Here is a 17,969-nt window from a genome sequence, read left to right as displayed (position 1 = left end):
GGTAAAGGCAGTGACCCAGACCACACGCCGTCGCCGATGTGCCATGATGTCCTCGCTGGTCAAGGCCGACGTCAGGAGCATTGAGGAGCAGTGGTGGATCTCAATTTTTCGATGGTCACGCGGCCGGTCGAGCGGCTGGTAGCCACCGCTCAGAACGGTCTGGAAGTGCTCCGGCTGGGTGGCCTGGAGACGGGCAGCATCCCGTCGCCGTCCCAGGTCGTCGAGAGCGTGCCGATGTACAAGCTGCGCCGCTACTTCCCGCCGGACAACCGGCCCGGGCAGCCGCCGGTCGGCCCGCCGGTGCTGATGGTGCACCCGATGATGATGTCGGCCGACATGTGGGACGTCACCCGGGAAGACGGCGCCGTGGGCATCCTGCACGCCAGCGGGCTGGACCCGTGGGTCATCGACTTCGGGTCACCGGACAAGGTCGAGGGCGGCATGCAGCGCACCCTGGCCGACCACATCGTCGCGCTGGATCAGGCCATCGACACTGTCAGGGACGCCGCCGGGCAGGACGTGCACCTGGTCGGGTACTCCCAGGGCGGCATGTGGTGCTACCAGGTCGCGGCGTATCGGCGGTCGAGAAACCTGGCCAGCATCGTGGCGTTCGGTTCCCCGGTCGACACCCTGGCCGCACTGCCGATGGGCATTCCGGCGAACATCGCGCCCGGCGTCGCCGACTTCATGGCCGACCATGTCTTCAACCGCCTCAACATCCCAAGTTGGATGGCGCGCACCGGTTTTCAGATGATGGACCCGATCAAGACGGCGCAGGCGCGAATCGACTTCGTCCGCCAGCTGCATGACCGTGAGGCGTTGTTGCCGAGGGAACAGCAGCGCAGGTTCCTCGAACGCGAGGGATGGATCGCCTGGTCCGGCCCGGCGATCTCGGAGCTGCTCAAGCAGTTCATCGCCCACAACCGCATGATGACCGGCGGATTCGCGATCAACGGTCAGATGGTGACCTTGACCGACATCACCTGTCCGATCCTGGCTTTCGTCGGCGAGGTGGACGACATCGGCCAGCCCGCCTCGGTGCGCGGCATCCGGCGGGCCGCACCGAACACCGAGGTGTACGAATGCCTGATCCGCACAGGCCATTTCGGCCTGGTGGTGGGATCCCGCGCCGCTTTGCAGAGCTGGCCCACCGTCGCCGAGTGGGTGCGCTGGATCTCCAGCAACGGCGACAAGCCGGCCAGCATCAGCCTGATGGTCGAGCAACCCGAGGAACACAACGACAGCGGCGTGGCTTTCAGCTCCCGCATCGCGCACGGCCTCGGTGAAATGTCCGAGGCGGCGCTGGCGCTGGCCCGCGGTGCGGCCGACGCCGTCGTCGCGGCCAACCGCTCCATGCGCACCCTGGCCGTGGAGACCGTTCGCACCCTGCCCCGGCTGGCGCGGCTGGGGCAGCTCAACGACCACACCCGAATCTCGTTGGGCCGCATCATCGATGAGCAGGCCCACGACGCCCCGCAGGGCGAATTCCTGTTGTTCGACGGCCGCGTGCACACCTACGAAGCGGTCAACAAGCGCATCAACAACGTCGTCCGCGGCCTGATCGAGGTCGGGGTGCGCCAGGGCGACCGGGTGGGTGTCCTGATGGCCACCCGGCCCAGCGCGCTGGTCGCGATCGCCGCGCTGTCCCGGCTGGGCGGCGTGGCCGTGCTGATGCGTGAGGACGCCGACCTGGCCGCGCAGGTCCGGCTCGGGGCGGTCAGCGAGATCCTGACCGACCCCACCAACCTCGAAGCGGCACGCCAACTTCCGGGCCAGATTCTGGTGCTGGGCGGCGGCGAGTCGCGGGATCTGCACCTGCCCGACGACGCGAACGTCATCGACATGGAGCAGATCGACCCCGACGCGGTGCAACTGCCCGCCTGGTACCGCGCCAACCCCGGATTCGCGCGCGACCTGGCGTTCATCGCGTTCAACGCCGCCGGCGGCGAACTGGTCGCCAAGCAGATCACCAACTTCCGGTGGGCCCTGTCGGCGTTCGGCACCGCATCGACGGCCGCGCTGGACCGCAAGGACACGGTGTACTGCCTCACACCACTGCACCACGAGTCCGCGCTACTGGTCAGCCTGGGCGGGGCGGTGGTCGGCGGCACCCGCATCGCGCTGTCCCGTGGGCTGCGCCCGGACCGGTTCGTCGCCGAGATCCGTCAGTACGGGGTCACGGTGGTGTCCTACACGTGGGCCATGCTGCGCGACGTGGTCGACGACCCGGAGTTCGGGCTGCACGGCAACCATCCGGTGCGGTTGTTCATCGGTTCGGGCATGCCGACCGGGCTGTGGGGGCGGGTCGTCGACGCCTTCGCGCCCGCGCACGTCGTCGAGTTCTTCGCCACCACCGACGGCCAGGCCGTCCTGGCCAACGTCTCGGGCGCCAAGGTCGGCAGCAAAGGCCGGCCGCTGCCCGGCGCCGGGCGGGTCGAACTCGGCGCGTACGACCCCGAGAACGACCTGATCCTGGAGAATGACGACGGCTTCGTGCAGGTGGCCGCCACCAACCAGATCGGCGTGCTGCTCGCGCAGTCGCGTGGCCCGATCGACCCCACCGCATCGGTCAAGCGCGGGGTGTTCGCTCCCGCCGACACCTGGATCTCCACCGAGTACCTGTTCCGCCGCGACGAGGACGGCGACTTCTGGCTGGCCGGCCGGCGTGGCGCGGTGATCCGCACGGTGCGGGGCATGGTGTACGCCGAGCTTGTCGTCGACGCGCTGGGCCTGATCAGCGCTGTCGATCTGGCGGTGACCTACGGGGTGTCGGCGGGTGACCGGCAGTTGGCGGTCGCCGCGGTGACGCTGCGGCCAGGCGCGACGATCACCGCGGCCGACCTCACCGAGGCCATCGAGGGCATGCCGGTCGGGCTCGGCCCCGACATCGTGCATGTGGTGCCTAAGATGTCGCTCAGTGCGACTTTCCGGCCCACCGTCAGTGCCCTGCGGGCGGCCGGGATCCCGAAATCCGGGCGTCAGGCATGGTACTTCGACGCCGCCACCAACGAATTCCGCAAGCTGACCCCGGCGGCCCGCGCCGAGCTCAGCGGAAAGCAAGTAAATGCCGATGCTTGACGACACCCTGCTGAACATCCTGGTGTGCCCGGGCGACCGCGGCCCGTTGCTGCTGGTGAACGAGGGCCGAGAGCTCTACAACCCGAGGCTGCGCCGCGCCTACCGCATCGACGACGGCATCCCGGTGTTGCTGGTCGACGAGGCCCGCGACGTTGACGACGAGGAACACGCCCGGCTTACGGCGTGAGGCCCTCCGGCAGATCCCCGGTGAGGTAGCGCTGCAGGTTCGGTGCGATGGTCGCCACGATCTGCTCGGTGAGCAGTGACGCGAACGGCTCCACCTTGATGATGTAGCGCGCCATCACCACGCCCATCAGCTGTGAGGCGACGAACTGGGTGCGGAGCTTGCCCGTCCCCGGTGGATCGTCGACCCGCGATCCCACCGCGCCGCCGACGATCTCCTGCAGAAACGAACGCGCCAGGCCCACATCGTCGCCCGAGATCAGCGAGCGCAACGTGGCGATCAGGCCGGCGCCCAGTTCGGAGTCCCACAGCGGCAGCAACAGCGACGGCAGCTTGCACCCCAACTCCTCGACCGGGACTTCCAGTAGCGGTCCGATCACCTGCATCGGGTCGACCGGAATGTGGATAGCAGCGGCGAACAGCTGTTCCTTGGTGCCGAAGTAATGGTGCACCAGGGCGGAATCGACGCCGGCTGCCCTGGCCACCGCCCGGATCGAGGTACGGTCGAAACCATTGACCGCGAACAACTCTCGGGCGCTGGACAGGATGCGGTCCCGGCTGTCGGAGTTTCCGGCGGGCCGTCCCGGACGCCGGCCTGCCACGCTAGGGCGTCCTCCGGCGCAGCGTCACGGCGGCCAGGCACAGGGACGCCAGGGCGAAGGCCAGCACGACAACCATGTCACGCACCGTAACGGCCGTCAGCCCGGCGTGCGCACCCACCTGCTGCAGTGCCTCGAGGGCATAGCTGGCCGGCATGGCGTCGCTGACCCAGTGCAGCCAATCGGGCATCGCGCTGCGCGGCACGATCACACCCGCCAACAGCAACTGCGGGACCATGACCAGCGGTATGAACTGCACGGCCTGGAACTCGGTGCGCGCGAAGGCGCTGCACAGCAGCCCCAGGCCCACGCCCAGAATCGCGTTGATCACGGCGATCACGAAGACCCACAACGGGCTTCCCTCGGTGTGAAAGCCCAGGAACCAGAACGAAACGACACAGGCGACGACGGCCTGGGCCGCGGCGGCAACCGAGAAAGCGGTGCCGTAGGCCATCAGCAGATCGAGCCGGCGCAGGGGGGTGGTGAGGATGCGTTCCAGCGTCCCGGAAGCGCGTTCGCGTTGCATGGTGATCGAGGTGATGATGAACATGACGAACAGCGGGAATAGGCCCAGCAGGATCAGACAGGTGTTGTTGAACGGCGTCGGCATACCCGGCCGGTGCGGCACGTTCTGAAACATGAAGTACATCAACGTGATCACCACCACGGGCACCACCAGGATCATCGCCACGCTGCGGTGGTCGGCAGCCAGTTGGCGCAGGATTCGCGCCGTGGTGGCGGTGTAGCCCTTGATGCCTAGCCGGCTCGGCGCTCTGTGCTGCGCCGGATGATGGACAGAAACGCTTCCTCCAGTGACGTGCACGACGTGTCCTCTCGTAGTTGGGTCGGGGTGGTGTGGGCGACCAGTCGGCCTTCGCGCATCAGCAACAGATCGCCGCAGTGATCGGCCTCGTCCATCACGTGACTGGACACCAGCAGCGTGGTGCCAGTCCGCGCCAGCTCGTTGAACTGAGACCAAAGATCAACGCGGAGAACGGGATCCAGCCCCACGGTAGGTTCGTCGAGGACCAGTAGTTCGGGGCCGCAGACCAGCGCGCAGGCCAGGGACACCCGGGTGCGCTGCCCGCCGGACAAGTTGCCGCAGTAGGCGGTCCGGTGATCGGTCAGGCCGACACGCTCGATGGCGTTGTCGGCGGCGTCCGCGTCATAGCCGTACAGGCTGGCGAAATAGCGCACATTGTCGACGACCCGCAGGTCGTGGTAGATGGTCGGGTCCTGTGGCACGTAGCCGACCCGTCGGCGCAGCGCGGCCGAGCCGGCCGGGTGCCCGAGCACCATGACGGTGCCGGCGGTCACGATCTGGGTGCCGACGATGCTGCGCATCAGCGTGGTCTTGCCGCATCCGGACGGTCCCAGCAGGCCGGTGATGCTGCCCCTGCCGATCTGCACTGAGAAGTCATGCAGCGCAGTTCGTTTGCCGCGGTTGACCCGCAGGTGTTCGATGCTGACGGCCGGGCCGGTTAATTCATCATGCGATGAAGTCATCATGTGATGAATATCCGCCCTTTGTTCGGCGGTTGTCAAGAGCCGGGCAGAATCGGTTCGGTGAGCGCTACCGAACTCCTGGTGGATCCGGTCGAGGCCGCCCACCGGTTACTCGGTGCCACGCTGCGGGCCAGGGGGGTGACGGCGCTGGTCGTCGAGGTAGAGGCGTACGGCGGAGTCCCGGACGGACCCTGGCCGGACGCCGCGGCACACTCCTACCGGGGCATCCGAGACCGCAACGCCGTCATGTTCGGTCCACCCGGGCGGCTCTACACCTACCGCAGCCACGGGATCCACGTCTGCGCCAATGTCGCGTGCGGACCGGACGGCACCGCCGCCGCGGTCCTGTTGCGGGCTTGCGCGATCGAGGACGGTGCCGACGTGGCCCGGGCCCGGCGCGGGGCGGCGGTACGCGGCAGCGCACTGGCCCGCGGTCCGGGAAACCTGTGCGCGGCACTGGGAATCACTATGGACGATAACGGGATCGACCTGTTCGACCCGCGCGGCCCGGTGACGTTGCAACTCAGCGCACCGCTGACGGCGACCGCGGGTCCCCGGGTGGGAGTCAGCCAGGCCGCGGACCGGCCGTGGCGGCTGTGGCTTGCCGGCCGGCCGGAGGTGTCGGCCTACCGGCGAAGCCCGCGGGCGCCGGCGCCGGGCGCCAGCGACTAGGTCTCGCGTCGGGCGGCGCCTCGATACGCGGGATCGAGCCGGCGCACGAGGAACAGGAACGTCAGCGCCACCAGCGGCGCAAGAACACCGTAAACGGCCGGCGGTGTCGCCATTTCGGCATTGTTGAGCAGTTGCGGACTCAGGGCGATGCCGATCGCCACGACGGCATTGTGCAAGCCGATCTCCAGGCTCACGGCGATGGCCTGGCGCGGCGCCAGGTGCATCCAGCGGGGCGCGAGGTATCCGACCGTCAGACTGATCGCGCAGAACGAGACGACGGCCACGCTGAGCACACCGAAATTCTTCGTCAGCGTCGCGCGGCCGCCGGCGATTCCCGCCGCCAGGGCGACCACCAGCAGCACCGCCGCGGCGATCCGGACCGGCTTGTGCAGTCGCCCGGCGAGATCGGGAAAACGGTGCCGGATACCGACACCGATGGCTGTGGGGATCAGCACCACCGCGAACACCCCGAGGAACTTGTCGAACTGCAGCGGGATGAAGCGTCCGTCACCGAGGAACCACGTCATCGACAACGCCAGGATCGCGGGTATCGCGAAGATCGACAGCACGGCGTTGACCGCGGTGAGGGTGAGGTTCAGGGCCAGGTCGCCGTCGGCCAGATGGCTCAGGACATTCGCCAACGTCCCGCCCGGCGTGGCGGCCATCAGCATCAGCCCGACCGCCAGGTTCGGCTGCAGATCGAGAACCTCGGCGACCACCAGGCACAGCAGCGGGAGCAGGACGGATTGGCACAGCAGCGCCACCAGCAGCGGGCGGCGCAGGGTGGCGGCCCGCTTGAAGTCCGCCACGGTGAGCGTCAGGCCCAGGGCGAGCATGATCGCCACCACGACCAACGGGAAGAAGCGGTTATCCATAACCCTCCGCAAACTACCGGATGGCCGTTGCCGGGCAACCGGCTGGAATCAGCCTGAACGCATCCGGCGCGCACCGGCCCGCTACCGCCCTGGAAGGATCGCAGCCATGGGTAACGAGTCGTCCGGGATTCTCGACGAGTTGGGCTGGCGTGGACTGATCGCGCAGTCCACCGACCTCGAGGCGCTGGCCGCCGAGGCGCAGCGCGGACCGATGACCGTGTACGCCGGATTCGACCCGACCGCGGCGAGCCTGCACGCCGGGCACCTGGTGCCGCTACTGGCATTGCGTCGATTCCAGCGCGCCGGGCACCGGCCGATCGTGCTGGCGGGTGGGGCCACCGGCATGATCGGCGATCCGCGAGAGGTGGGCGAGCGCAGTCTGCAGGAGGCCGACACGGTCGCCGAGTGGGCCGAGCGGATCCGCGGGCAGCTGGAGCGCTTCGTCGACTTCGACGACTCGCCGACCGGCGCGATCGTCGAGAACAACCTGGAATGGACCAGTGAGCTGTCGGCCATCGAATTCCTGCGCGACATCGGCAAGCACTTCTCGGTGAACGTGATGCTCGACCGCGACACCGTGCGGCGTCGCCTGGAGGGGGAGGGCATCTCCTACACCGAATTCAGCTACATGCTGTTGCAGGCCAACGACTTCGTCGAACTGCGTCGCCGGCACGGCTGCTCACTGCAGATCGGCGGGTCGGATCAGTGGGGCAACATCATCGCCGGGGTCCGCCTGGTACGCCAAAAGCTGGGTGCCGCGGTGCATGCGCTCACGGTGCCGCTGGTGACCTCGGCTGACGGTAAGAAATTCGGCAAGTCCACCGGTGGCGGCAGCCTTTGGCTGGACCCGCAGATGACCAGCCCGTACGCGTGGTACCAGTACTTCGTCAACACCGCGGACGCGGACGTCATCCGCTACCTGCGCTGGTTCACGTTTCTGTCGGCCGATGAACTCGCCGAATTGGAACAGGCGACCGCGGAGCGCCCCCAACAGCGCGCCGCGCAGCGCCGGCTCGCCGCCGAACTCACCACGCTCGTACACGGCGAGGCGGCCACCGAGGCCGTCCAGCACGCCAGTCGGGCGTTGTTCGGGCAGGGGGAGCTGGACCGGCTGGACGAGGCCACCTTGTCGTCGGCGTTGCGCGAGACGGCGGTGGCGGAGCTGAAACCCGGTGAGCCGGACGGGATAGTCGACCTGCTGGTGGCCAGCGGCCTGTCCGAGAGCCGCAAAGCCGCGCGGCGCACCATCGGCGAGGGTGGGGTGTCGGTCAACAATATTCGCGTCAGTAGCGACGAATGGTCGCCGCAGCCAACGGATTTCCTGCACGGGCGATGGCTGGTGCTGCGCCGCGGGAAGCGGAACGTCGCGGGGGTGGAGAAGGTCTAACCCCCCAGAATGCCGACCTGAATCGAGGGCAGCTGGTCGTCGGCGGCCGCCACCGCGAACAGGCTGGCGGCGTTGTAGAACGCGTCGTTGGTCATCAGGCCGCGTTGCGCGATTTCGACGTGGTCCACCTCGGTGCCCCAGCGCATCCCGAACAAGCGCTTCAGCTGCGTGGGATCGGGCCGTCGCAGGTTCAGATTCGGCTTCTGCCGGGCCAATTCGTCGCGACGGGCCAACGCGTGCGCGGCCATCGTGCGCCAGTCAGGCAGCCGGGGATCCGCGCGCAGTAGTTCCAGGAAGTGTTGGATCGCCGGCAGCGACCGGGTGAAGAACAGGGTGCGGGTGGTCAACCGTGCCGAAACCGAGATGGGGTCGTCGCCGAACCGTCGGCGTTCCTCGTCGGTAAGCCAGTGTGCACGAACGTCTTCGGGAAATCCCGACGCATCGATGATTCCCGATGCCATCGCGTAGTGGTGGGCGATGGTCTCCAGCGCGCGCTCGTTTTCGCCCTCGCCGACGCTGTCGATGGCCCGCGATGCGCGGTCGCGGACGCTGCCTTGGTCGCCGGGATGTGTCAGGTTCCAGTACCAGGCAGCCACCTGCTCCAGAGCCGGGCGGTAGGCCCAGCGGTCGGTGGCGCACACGCTCAACAGCGAAAGCACGTCGACATCGAGGATGTCGACGACGTCGCTGCTCCCGGGCGTCACTTCAACGGGTGTAGGCGGGGCCCACCGTTGCCGCCAACGCTCCGACCACACCGTCGGGGGCGGCCCGGGACGCACTGCGACGTTTCTGGGGCCGCGGATGACTTCCCGCAGTGCCAGTACCGCGTCGGCGTGCTTGATGTCGACCCGCATCGCTTTCAATTGCCGGGCCAGCGTGCGGCTTTCCGGCACTCCCGCGGATTCGAGCAGACGATTCCAGGTGCGCTGGGTGAAGGGTGTGCGGCGGGCCGTCTCGATGAGCTGTTCGGCCGTCGCCGACGGCAGAACGCCGGATTCGACTGCCTGCGAAACCGTTTGACGGATATTGACCAGGGCGTCCACGAAGACCGGGTACCCGTCCTCGGGATCGCCGTGCACCATGCCGACTTCATCGTCGGCGTCGATGATGCCGTCGCGGTAACCCTCGAAGACCCACCCGTAGCCCTCCATGCCGAACGGATGCAGCTCCGCGGCGCGCAGCGCACCCATGCTCGATGAGCCGACTACCCGCACTCCGTCGTCCATCAGGGTCAGTAGTTCCTTGTGCCGGACCGACGCGCTCTGAAAGAACAGGCCGTCGACGATGAGCAGCGTGTCGCCGGAACGCAACCCGTAGCGCAGCGCGTCGCCGAACGAAATCGGTGGCACCACTTCGGCATGCGGGATCACCGCGTGAATGTCTTCGGCGCCGATGGTGGGCCCCGCAGTCACGACGACGCGAGCGTCGGCGGTCATGCGTGCTCCTGCAGTGGGGTGCGCAAGGGCGATTGCACCGTCGCGGACATACCGGGCGCGATCACCTTGACGACGGGTACGCAGGCATCGGGAAAGTCGCACACCACCGCAAGTGGCTCGGCGCCGGCCACCGCCGCGACGGCCGTCGTCGCCGTGGCGAGCAGCTCCGCGAGCGAGTCGGTGCTCGAGATGTGCCAGGGCGTGGGCTCGGCTTCGGGCATCGGCTGCATGGACTTTCGGGCAGGTGCGAAAGTGTGCACCCGGGCGAATCTCTGATAGATCGCCGAGGGCAGATCCTCGCGGGCTCCGCTGATCGCGGTCAGGCGCGACTGTGCGGCTTCGGTAATGGCCCGGGACAGAGCGACATTGGGATCGTGGTGCAGGCCGCTGCCGCTGAACGGAATCTCCATCATGGGTGAGGTGATCTCGGCGGCGAAACAGTAGAAGTCGTCCCAGACGTCCATCCGGGCGACCTGAAGTTCGCTTCCCGCGCGGTGGATCATCTCGACCAGTTCCGCGCACTCCGAGCGCATGACGTCCTCGATCGGCACCTCGAACAGTGTTATCCCCGGCTGAGCGGCGGCCATGCCGTATCGCTCCATGATCTCGTAGAGGCCGTGCAGGGTGGCCTCGTGATAGCTGTTCCCTGACGCCAATCCTGTTGTGTCCATGCCGAAGATCGGTGGGCCCCAGGAGTCGTTGACCGAGATGTTCACCACGGTGGCCAGCCACGGCACCCAGGTTCGGCGGCCGGTCAGCAGGGTCGTCGCCACCATCCAGTCGAGCTTGGCGCCCGGGTGATAGAAACTGCCTGCCGGCCGGTTGAGGTCAGCCGGGTCATAGGTCAGCGCGTCGTTGAGTTCCGTTGTGGGCGTTGATAATAGGTCGGGCTCGATGTTCTCGACGTGCCAGTTCTCCAGGGATTCCATGGCGGCGGACACCTGAGCGGCCCGGTAGGTGGTGGCCTTACCCTGGCTCACCGACAGCGTCAGCGACGCGGGGCGCACCGCTTGCACGGTCGGAATTCCGAGGTCGTCGAGCCAGGTGAGGTCGGCGACCCGGGTGATGCCGGCGGCTTTCAGCAGCGGCTGGATGGCCGCCCATGTCCGGTCCGGGGAGATGATGCGGTGGGTACCCGCGTGGTGGCCGATCTTGAGCGGGTCGGCGTGGCCCAATACCCGTGCGGGCCAATATGACCAATCTGGGCCACTGGCCGGTGCGGTGCCGCTGATGGGCGTTTCCGACATGGGCTTCACGCTACTGAGTAAGGGCATCAATGGAGTGCATTCGGTCGGGTTCGACAGGAAAAATCCAGCGGGATCTCATCGCGAGGGGAGGGGGAGGGGAAGGCGATGAGACCCCGCTGGGAGTCAGGTCACTCGGTGGCTTCGCCCACCGCGAACAACGGGATGGTGTAGGCGCACTCGGTCTCGCAGAACAGGGTCTCGTAGGCCATGTGGCGTTCCTTTCTCGCTTGTGATTCCGTACCAGGACAATTCTTGGCTGTCCGCAACCACCGAGGTATCCCACTGCCGGCTGATGAGCGGCGGAAAACCGATTCCGCCGTCGAGATGAGGGCTGATGTCCACCGGGTGGGGGACAACGAACGCATTAGCCCGCACGCCGCCGGCAGGCGCCGGCAAAACGCGGTAGTGGGCAAACCTTTATCTCACCGTGTTGCGGTTGTGACAGTTGTTGAGCACTGTTGTCACGATGACCGCACCCGCGATCGCCTTCCGGCTTCTGGCCCTGGCCGCAGGCGTGTTCGGGGTGTCGGCCACGGTTGCGGCGCCGATCCATGCCGACATGTTGGGCAACGCGTTTCTGAACGCGCTGAACAATGCGGGCATTCCCTACACTCAGCCCTCTACCGCGGTAGCCCTCGGCCGCTCGGTATGTCCGAAGGCGCTTTCGCCCGGCGGATCGTTCGACGCCATCGTCGAGGAGATGGCGGAGCTCAACGGTCTGCCGCGGGAACGGGCGGCCGCGTTCACCATCGTCGCGATCGCGACCTACTGCCCGGCGCTGATCTCGCCGATGCTGCCGCACCGGCTGCAGGCCTAGGGACTGCTGAACTGGTTGCCTGGTGTTCCGGCGGTGCCGACCGCGCCCCGGACTCCGTTGCTTCCAGCCATCGGACTCCGCTATCCGTGGATACCGTCGTTGTCGGCGATGCCGGCGTTTCCGTCATTGCCGGCGGTGCCGGGGACGTTGTCGATGTTGCCGCCCGATGCCTCGCCCAGTGCGCCGCCGTTGCCGACGGTCTTACCGCCGGCGCCGCCTTCGCCTCCGGCCCCGCCGGCGCCGACGCCGCCGTTTCGCCCGGCGCCTCCGAACAATCCACCGGCCCCGCCGGCACCGCCCTGCTGGCCGCCCGCGCCACCGTTACCGCCTTGCCCGCCCTGGCCGCCGTCGCCGCCGTTACCGCCGTTGCCGCCGGTGTTGTCCGAGCCGCCGGTGGCGGTGGCGCCGTTGCCGCCGTGGCCTCCCGCGCCCCCGTCGCCACCCGCGCCACCTGTACCGCCGACGCCGGCGTCACCACCGGCGCCGCCGAAGCCGAAGAGTTTCCCGCCCGCGCCACCATTGCCTCCGGCGCCGCCCTGGCCACCGGTTCCGCCCACGCCGCCGCTTCCGCCGGTGCCTCCGTCACCTCCCGAGCCGGCGATGCTGCCGAAGTGGGCGCTGTCCGAATGCCCGCCGGCGCCTCCGTTACCGCCGGATCCGCCCTGGTCGCCGGCACCACCGAGGCCGCCGATGCCGCCCTGACCGCCGGCTCCGCCATTACCGATCAGCTGTCCGCCGTTACCGCCGTTGCCGCCCGCGCCGCCCGTGCCGCCGTTCAGCGGCGGGGTTTCCCCAGAGGCGCCGTTGCCGCCTCGACCACCGCTCCCGCCAAAGTTATTGGTCTCGTTACCCACCGCGGAGCCACCGTTACCGCCGTTGCCGCCGGACCCGCCGGGCGCGCTGCCCGGTGCGCCGTTGCCTCCATCACCTCCATGGGTGCTGTCCGCGAGCACATCGTCGGGGGCGTTGACGTTTCCGCCGTTCCCACCATTCCCGCCGTTGGCGCCACCCTGTCCGGCCGCCCCGCCGTCGCCGCCCCTGCCGGCGTTAACGGTGAAACCGCTGGGCTCGCTGCCATTGGCGCCACTGCCGCCGGTGCCGCCGTTCTGGCCGAAACCGCCGGTGGATCCGGTAAGACCGCTGCCATCTGGTTGCACATGGAAGTTGGGCTCGGCCCGCGTCACGTTGAGAGCGTTGAGCCCCGTCCAGCCGGTGCCGCCTTGGCCGCCGGTGCCGCCGTTGCCGATGAGGTAGGAGTTGCCGCCGGTGCCGCCGGTGCCGGGGGCGATGTTGGGGAAGTCGTAGAGGCCGCCGGGGTTGGGGTCGGCGTAGAGGCCGTGTCCGCCTTGGCCGCCGGTGCCGCCGTTGCCGAACAGGTGGCCGCCGTCGCCGCCGGTGCCGCCGTTCATGCCGGGTCCGCCCACTCCGCCGGTGCCGCCGTTGCCGAGGAGTCCGGTGGCACCGCCGTTGCCGGCGGCGCCGCCGCGCAGCAGGGCACCGGCGCTGCCGCCGTTGCCGCCGGTGCCGCCGTCGCCGTAGAGGCTGCCGCCGGTGCCGCCGTTGCCGCCGGCGCCTGCGCCCCCGAACGCGCCGCTGCTGGAGCCGCCGTTGCCGCCGGTGCCCCCGGTGCCCAGCAGTCCGGCGTTGCCGCCGTTGCCGCCGGTGCCGGCGGTGCCGGTCAGTCCGTAGGTGGGATCGGGCACGGTGTTGCCTCCGGCGCCGCCGGCCCCGCCGTTGCCCGACAACCACCCACCGGTCCCGCCGTGGCCGCCGGTGGCGCCGTTGAACCCGGCCCCGCCGGTGCCGCCGGTGCCGCCGTTGCCGATCAGTCCGGCGGCTCCGCCGTTGCCGCCGGCTTGTCCGGTGGCCCCGGTGGCGCCGTTGCCGCCGTTGCCGTAGAGCCAGCCGGCGTCACCGCCGTTGCCCCCGGCGGTGGCGGCATCGGCGCCGTTGCCGATCAGGGCGCGTCCGGTCAACGCCACCGAGGGCGCGTTGACCACATCCAGCAGCGATTGCAGGGGATCGATCGCGGCGGCCTCCGCGGCGGCATAGGCACCCCCGGCCGCATGCAACGACGCCACGAACTGCTCCTGCAGGCCCGCCACCCGCGCACCGAACAGCTGATACTCCACCGCATGACCGCCGAACAACGATGCAACCGCCACCGACACCTCATCGGCGGCCGCCGCCGCGAGGGCCGCCGTCGGCGCTGCGGCGGTGAAATTGGCAGCACTGACCGACGAACCGATGTCGGCCAGATCCGCCGCGGCCGTCGCCACCAATTCGGGAATGACGCTCACAAAAGGCATGGCTCATGCTGTGCAGTGAGCGTTGGGCGATGTATGAACAGTCGTGAAATGTGCTGGTAGCAGCCCTGCCCACGGCAGTGCCAGAGGTACCGCAAATTGTGAGGGCGGTTGCGGTACCCGTAACCTCTAGCGAGTGGTCGATGACAGGCGTGGTCGTAGCAACGAGCGGCGACCGCGATCTGCGTCCAACGGATTGCCACGGCGCTCCGGTCCGGGCCGGGCGCGACCGGCTCAACCCAGCGCCGACACCGCACACGCCGGACCACCGATTCCGGCCGACATCGAGGCGCGGCAGCTGGCCCCCGACGTGCGACGCGAGCTGAGCACGCTGGACCGGGCCACCGCCGACGCGGTGGCCCGCCACCTGGTGGCCGCGGGCGGCCTGCTCGACGAAGACCCCGAGGCCGCACTCAGCCATGCCCGCGCCGCCCGGGCTCGGGCCAGCCGGATCGCGGCGATTCGGGAGGCCGTCGGCATCGCCGCGTATCACTGCGGCGACTGGGGCCAGGCGCTGGCGGAATTTCGTGCCGCCCGTCGAATGGGCAGCAAATCACCGTTGCTGGCCCTGATCGCGGACTGCGAACGCGGTCTTGGACGTCCGCAGCGCGCCATCGACCTGGCACGCGGACCCGAGGCGGCCGAACTCAGCGGTGACGACGCCGACGAGCTGCGCATCGTCGCCGCCGGTGCCCGCGCCGACCTGGGGCAACTCGAACAGGCGCTGACGGTGTTGTCCACCCCGCAGCTTGACCCGTCCCGGACCGGTTCGACGGCCGCGCGGTTGTTCTATGCCTACGCCGAAACGCTGCTGGCGCTCGGACGAGGCGACGAGGCGCTGCAGTGGTTTCTGCGTTCGGCTGCGGCCGACACCGAGGGCGTCACCGATGCCGAAGACCGGGTCAGCGAACTTGGCTGAGATGAACAGCATTGCGCGGCAATATGATTGCCTCCTGCTTGACCTGGACGGAACCGTCTTTCGAGGTCACCAACCCACCGAGGGTGCGGTGGACTCGTTGGACGGGATAGACAGCCGCAAGCTGTTCGTCACCAACAACGCCTCGCGCAGTGCCCACGAAGTCGCCGAACACCTGCGCGACCTCGGTTTCTCGGCGAACGCCGATGACGTCGTGACCAGCGCGCAGAGCGCGGCACACCTACTGGCCGCGCAGCTGTCGCCTGGCTCGAAGGTGCTGATCGTCGGCACCGACGCACTGGCCGCCGAGATCGAGACCGCAGGTCTGCAACCGGTCCGTCGTTTCGAAGACGAGCCCGACGCCGTCGTTCAGGGGCTTTCCATGACGATCGGCTGGCCCGAACTGGCCGAGGCCGCGCTGGCCATCCGGGCGGGCGCGTTGTGGGTTGCGGCCAATGTCGACCTGACGCTGCCCAACGAGCGAGGTCTGTTGCCGGGCAACGGGTCTCTGGTGGCGGCGCTGCGTGCCGCCACCGGTGAGCAGCCGCAGGTGGCCGGCAAGCCGGGGCCGCAACTGATGAAGGACGCGGTAGGTCGCGGCGATTTCGCGGCGCCGCTGGTGGTGGGTGACCGGCTCGACACCGATATCGAAGGCGCCAACGCCGCCGAACTGCCCAGCCTGATGGTGCTCACCGGAGTGAATTCCGCGCGTGACGCCGTTTTCGCCGAGCCCGCGCAGCGGCCCACCTACATCGGTCACGACCTGAGGTCGCTGCACCAGGACGGTGAGGTGCTCAAGGTGGGCCCGCAACCGGGTTGGCGGGTCGAGGTCGAAGGCGAGGTCGCTGTGGTGACGGCCGCCGACGACCAACACGGCGACGACCTTGCGATCGTCCGCGCCGTCGCCAGCGCACTGTGGGACGCGTCCACCCAGGTGCGGATCGAAGCCGGCGACGACCAGGCCCGCGAGGCCCTGGACCGCTGGTCCCTGATGCACGGCGAGTAGCCGGTGACTACCGTAGGAGCGCAATGACTATCGATCCTGAGCAGATCCGCGCGGAAATCGAATCCCTCGTGGCCCAGTTGCCCGACAACGCCGACGCCGGCACCGGGCCGTCCCTCGAGGAGCTCGAAGACATCGCCCGCCGCCTGTCGGAGGCGCACGACGTGCTGTTGCAGGCGCTGGAGTCGGCGGAGAAGGGCTGAGTGCCCGCATGCCCCGGCGTGCTCGCGTCGACGCCGAGTTGGTGCGTCGCGGTCTGGCGCGCTCGCGTCAACAGGCCGCGGAGTTGATCGGGGCCGGCAGGGTGCGGATCGACGGACTGCCGGCGCTCAAGCCGGCCACCTCCGTCGCGGTCACCGCTGCGCTCACCGTGGCCGACGACGGCGAACGCTCCTGGGTGTCGCGGGGGGCGCACAAACTCATCGGCGCACTGGACACCTTCGGAATCACCGTCGACGGCCGGCGCTGCCTGGACGCGGGCGCCTCGACAGGTGGGTTCACCGAAGTCTTATTGGATCGGGGCGCCGCACAAGTGGTTGCCGCCGACGTGGGCTACGGGCAGCTGGCCTGGTCGCTGCGCAGCGACCCGCGGGTGGTCGTGGTGGAACGCACCAACGTGCGCGACCTGTCGCCCGAGGCGATCGGCGGGCCGGTGGACCTGATCGTCGCGGACCTGTCATTCATCTCGTTGGCGACCGTGTTGCCCGCGCTGGTTGGTTGCGCTTCGCCGGACGCCGATATCGTTCCCATGGTGAAGCCGCAGTTTGAGGTGGGGAAGGGTCAGGTCGGTCCCGGCGGGGTGGTGCAGGACCCCCGGCTGCGGATCGATTCGGTGCTCGCGGTCTCGCGGCGCGCCGTCGAATTGGGCTGGCACACCGTGGACGTGACGGCCAGCCCGCTGCCGGGCCCGTCGGGCAACGTCGAATATTTTCTGTGGCTGCGTGCCCGGACGGATCGCGCGCTGGCGGGGGATGAGCTGTTGGCAGCGGCCCAGCGCGCAGTAAGAGAGGGCCCACAGTGACCACCGAACGTACCGTGTTGCTGGTCGTCCACTCCGGCCGGGACGAAGCGACCGAGACCGCGCGCCGCGTCGAGAAGGTGTTGGAAGACAAAGGGATTGCGTTGCGTGCCCTGTCCGCTGAGGCGGTTGACAAGGGCTCGTTGCGGCTGAGTCCCAACGACATGCGGGTGCTCGGTGTCGATATCGAAGTCGTCGACGCCGACCCGATGGCCGCCGACGGTTGTGAGCTGGTGCTCGTGCTGGGCGGGGACGGAACTTTCCTGCGGGCGGCCGAGCTGGCCCGCAACGCCGGCATTCCGGTGCTGGGCGTCAACCTGGGCCGCATCGGCTTCCTCGCCGAAGCTGAGGCCGAGGCCATCGACAGCGTGCTCGAACACGTTGTCGCACAGGACTATCGGGTGGAAGACCGGCTGGTTCTGGATGTCGTGGTACGCCAGGGCGGCGAAGTGATCGACCGGGGCTGGGCGCTCAACGAAGCCAGCCTGGAGAAAGGCCCCCGGCTCGGTGTACTCGGTGTCGTCGTCGAAATCGACGGCCGGCCGGTCTCGACGTTCGGTTGCGACGGTGTGCTGGTGTCCACGCCCACCGGGTCCACCGCATACGCCTTTTCCGCGGGTGGTCCGGTGCTGTGGCCTGACCTGGAGGCAATTCTGGTGGTGCCCAACAATGCTCATGCCTTGTTCGGTCGTCCGATGGTCACCAGTCCGGACGCAGCCATCGCCGTCGAGATCGAGGCGGACGGTCACGATGCGCTGGTCTTCTGTGACGGCCGCCGGGACATGCGGGTGCCGGCCGGCAGTCGGCTCGAAGTGACCCGTTCTGACACGCCGGTGAAGTGGGTGCGCCTGGACAGCGCACCGTTCACCGACCGGCTGGTGACGAAGTTCCGGTTGCCGGTGACGGGTTGGCGCGGGAAGTAGCCG

17 protein-coding genes are annotated in these 17,969 nt (G+C 68.8%); 10 read left to right on the top strand and 7 right to left on the bottom strand.

The features are described 5' to 3' along the window. Positions 1 to 90 precede the first annotated feature (90 nt). The gene (locus tag AO501_RS12740; protein ID WP_156452513.1) at positions 91 to 3,078 is read left to right on the top strand and encodes an acyl-CoA synthetase; all 2,988 of its coding nucleotides are present in this window, start codon (positions 91 to 93) and stop codon (positions 3,076 to 3,078) included. Further along, on the top strand, positions 3,071 to 3,265 hold the full coding sequence (locus AO501_RS12735) for a Trm112 family protein (RefSeq protein WP_055578097.1): 195 nt from the start codon (positions 3,071 to 3,073) through the stop codon (positions 3,263 to 3,265). Before AO501_RS12740 ends, AO501_RS12735 begins: the two co-directional genes overlap by 8 nt. On the opposite strand, the gene AO501_RS12730 is transcribed toward AO501_RS12735, so the two are convergent. The 3 genes from AO501_RS12730 to AO501_RS12720 are packed head-to-tail and all read right to left on the bottom strand — an operon-like array spanning position 3,255 to position 5,369. Next, positions 3,255 to 3,863: a TetR family transcriptional regulator gene (locus AO501_RS12730; RefSeq protein WP_055578076.1), complete on the bottom strand. Its 609-nt coding sequence runs from the start codon at positions 3,861 to 3,863 to the stop codon at positions 3,255 to 3,257. The genes AO501_RS12735 and AO501_RS12730 overlap by 11 nt on opposite strands. Before the next feature lies 1 nt (position 3,864). Next, positions 3,865 to 4,614 (bottom strand): ABC transporter permease, encoded by a 750-nt coding sequence (locus tag AO501_RS12725; RefSeq protein WP_231752467.1) that lies wholly within the window; start codon positions 4,612 to 4,614, stop codon positions 3,865 to 3,867. 2 nt (positions 4,615 to 4,616) lie between these two features. After that, on the bottom strand, positions 4,617 to 5,369 hold the full coding sequence (locus AO501_RS12720) for an ABC transporter ATP-binding protein (protein WP_055578074.1): 753 nt from the start codon (positions 5,367 to 5,369) through the stop codon (positions 4,617 to 4,619). A 57-nt stretch (positions 5,370 to 5,426) separates the two neighbouring features. Between AO501_RS12720 and AO501_RS12715 the strand changes: the two genes are divergently transcribed. Beyond that, complete coding sequence (locus AO501_RS12715) at positions 5,427 to 6,038, top strand: DNA-3-methyladenine glycosylase (RefSeq protein WP_156452512.1); 612 nt, start codon at positions 5,427 to 5,429, stop codon at positions 6,036 to 6,038. On the opposite strand, the gene AO501_RS12710 is transcribed toward AO501_RS12715, so the two are convergent. After that, positions 6,035 to 6,913, bottom strand: a complete 879-nt coding sequence (locus tag AO501_RS12710; RefSeq protein ID WP_055578073.1) for a bile acid:sodium symporter family protein — start codon at positions 6,911 to 6,913, stop codon at positions 6,035 to 6,037. The genes AO501_RS12715 and AO501_RS12710 overlap by 4 nt on opposite strands. A gap of 106 nt (positions 6,914 to 7,019) precedes the next feature. Between AO501_RS12710 and tyrS the strand changes: the two genes are divergently transcribed. Then, positions 7,020 to 8,300 (top strand): tyrosine--tRNA ligase, encoded by a 1,281-nt coding sequence (tyrS, locus tag AO501_RS12705; protein WP_055578072.1) that lies wholly within the window; start codon positions 7,020 to 7,022, stop codon positions 8,298 to 8,300. On the opposite strand, the gene AO501_RS12700 is transcribed toward tyrS, so the two are convergent. Then, a complete protein-coding gene (locus AO501_RS12700; RefSeq protein ID WP_055578071.1) occupies positions 8,297 to 9,736 on the bottom strand; it encodes a TfuA-like protein in 1,440 nt (479 codons plus the stop codon). The two genes, tyrS and AO501_RS12700, sit on opposite strands and share 4 nt — an antisense overlap. Then, on the bottom strand, positions 9,733 to 10,983 hold the full coding sequence (locus AO501_RS12695; protein WP_055578070.1) for a YcaO-like family protein: 1,251 nt from the start codon (positions 10,981 to 10,983) through the stop codon (positions 9,733 to 9,735). The genes AO501_RS12700 and AO501_RS12695 overlap by 4 nt, the downstream gene beginning before the upstream one ends. A gap of 466 nt (positions 10,984 to 11,449) precedes the next feature. Between AO501_RS12695 and AO501_RS12690 the strand changes: the two genes are divergently transcribed. Further along, positions 11,450 to 11,800 (top strand): DUF732 domain-containing protein, encoded by a 351-nt coding sequence (locus AO501_RS12690; RefSeq protein ID WP_055578069.1) that lies wholly within the window; start codon positions 11,450 to 11,452, stop codon positions 11,798 to 11,800. A gap of 80 nt (positions 11,801 to 11,880) precedes the next feature. Here AO501_RS12690 and AO501_RS40195 read toward each other — a convergent pair whose 3' ends face one another. Beyond that, positions 11,881 to 14,109, bottom strand: coding sequence for a PE family protein (locus AO501_RS40195; RefSeq protein ID WP_197419829.1), 2,229 nt, complete (start codon positions 14,107 to 14,109; stop codon positions 11,881 to 11,883). 133 nt (positions 14,110 to 14,242) lie between these two features. On the opposite strand from AO501_RS40195, the gene AO501_RS12680 reads away from it, so the two are divergent. Genes AO501_RS12680 through AO501_RS12665 form a run of 5 tightly spaced genes read left to right on the top strand, consistent with a single transcriptional unit; the run spans position 14,243 to position 17,966 of the window. Beyond that, the gene (locus AO501_RS12680; protein ID WP_082658585.1) at positions 14,243 to 15,025 is read left to right on the top strand and encodes a hypothetical protein; all 783 of its coding nucleotides are present in this window, start codon (positions 14,243 to 14,245) and stop codon (positions 15,023 to 15,025) included. Position 15,026: 1 nt separating this feature from the next. Further along, the gene (locus tag AO501_RS12675) at positions 15,027 to 16,028 is read left to right on the top strand and encodes an HAD-IIA family hydrolase (RefSeq protein WP_055578068.1); all 1,002 of its coding nucleotides are present in this window, start codon (positions 15,027 to 15,029) and stop codon (positions 16,026 to 16,028) included. 23 nt (positions 16,029 to 16,051) lie between these two features. Then, entirely contained in the window at positions 16,052 to 16,228 is a 177-nt protein-coding gene (locus AO501_RS37150) for a hypothetical protein (protein WP_156452511.1), read from the top strand. An 8-nt stretch (positions 16,229 to 16,236) separates the two neighbouring features. Then, positions 16,237 to 17,046, top strand: coding sequence for a TlyA family RNA methyltransferase (locus AO501_RS12670; protein WP_055578067.1), 810 nt, complete (start codon positions 16,237 to 16,239; stop codon positions 17,044 to 17,046). After that, positions 17,043 to 17,966, top strand: a complete 924-nt coding sequence (locus AO501_RS12665) for an NAD kinase (RefSeq protein WP_055578066.1) — start codon at positions 17,043 to 17,045, stop codon at positions 17,964 to 17,966. Before AO501_RS12670 ends, AO501_RS12665 begins: the two co-directional genes overlap by 4 nt. Positions 17,967 to 17,969: the final 3 nt, after the last annotated feature.

It is taken from the genome of Mycobacterium gordonae (assembly GCF_001417955.2).
Lineage (GTDB): Bacteria > Actinomycetota > Actinomycetes > Mycobacteriales > Mycobacteriaceae > Mycobacterium > Mycobacterium gordonae_B.
The sequence above is the reverse complement of the archived record's forward strand: the minus strand, read 5'-3'. Positions and strand labels throughout refer to the sequence as shown.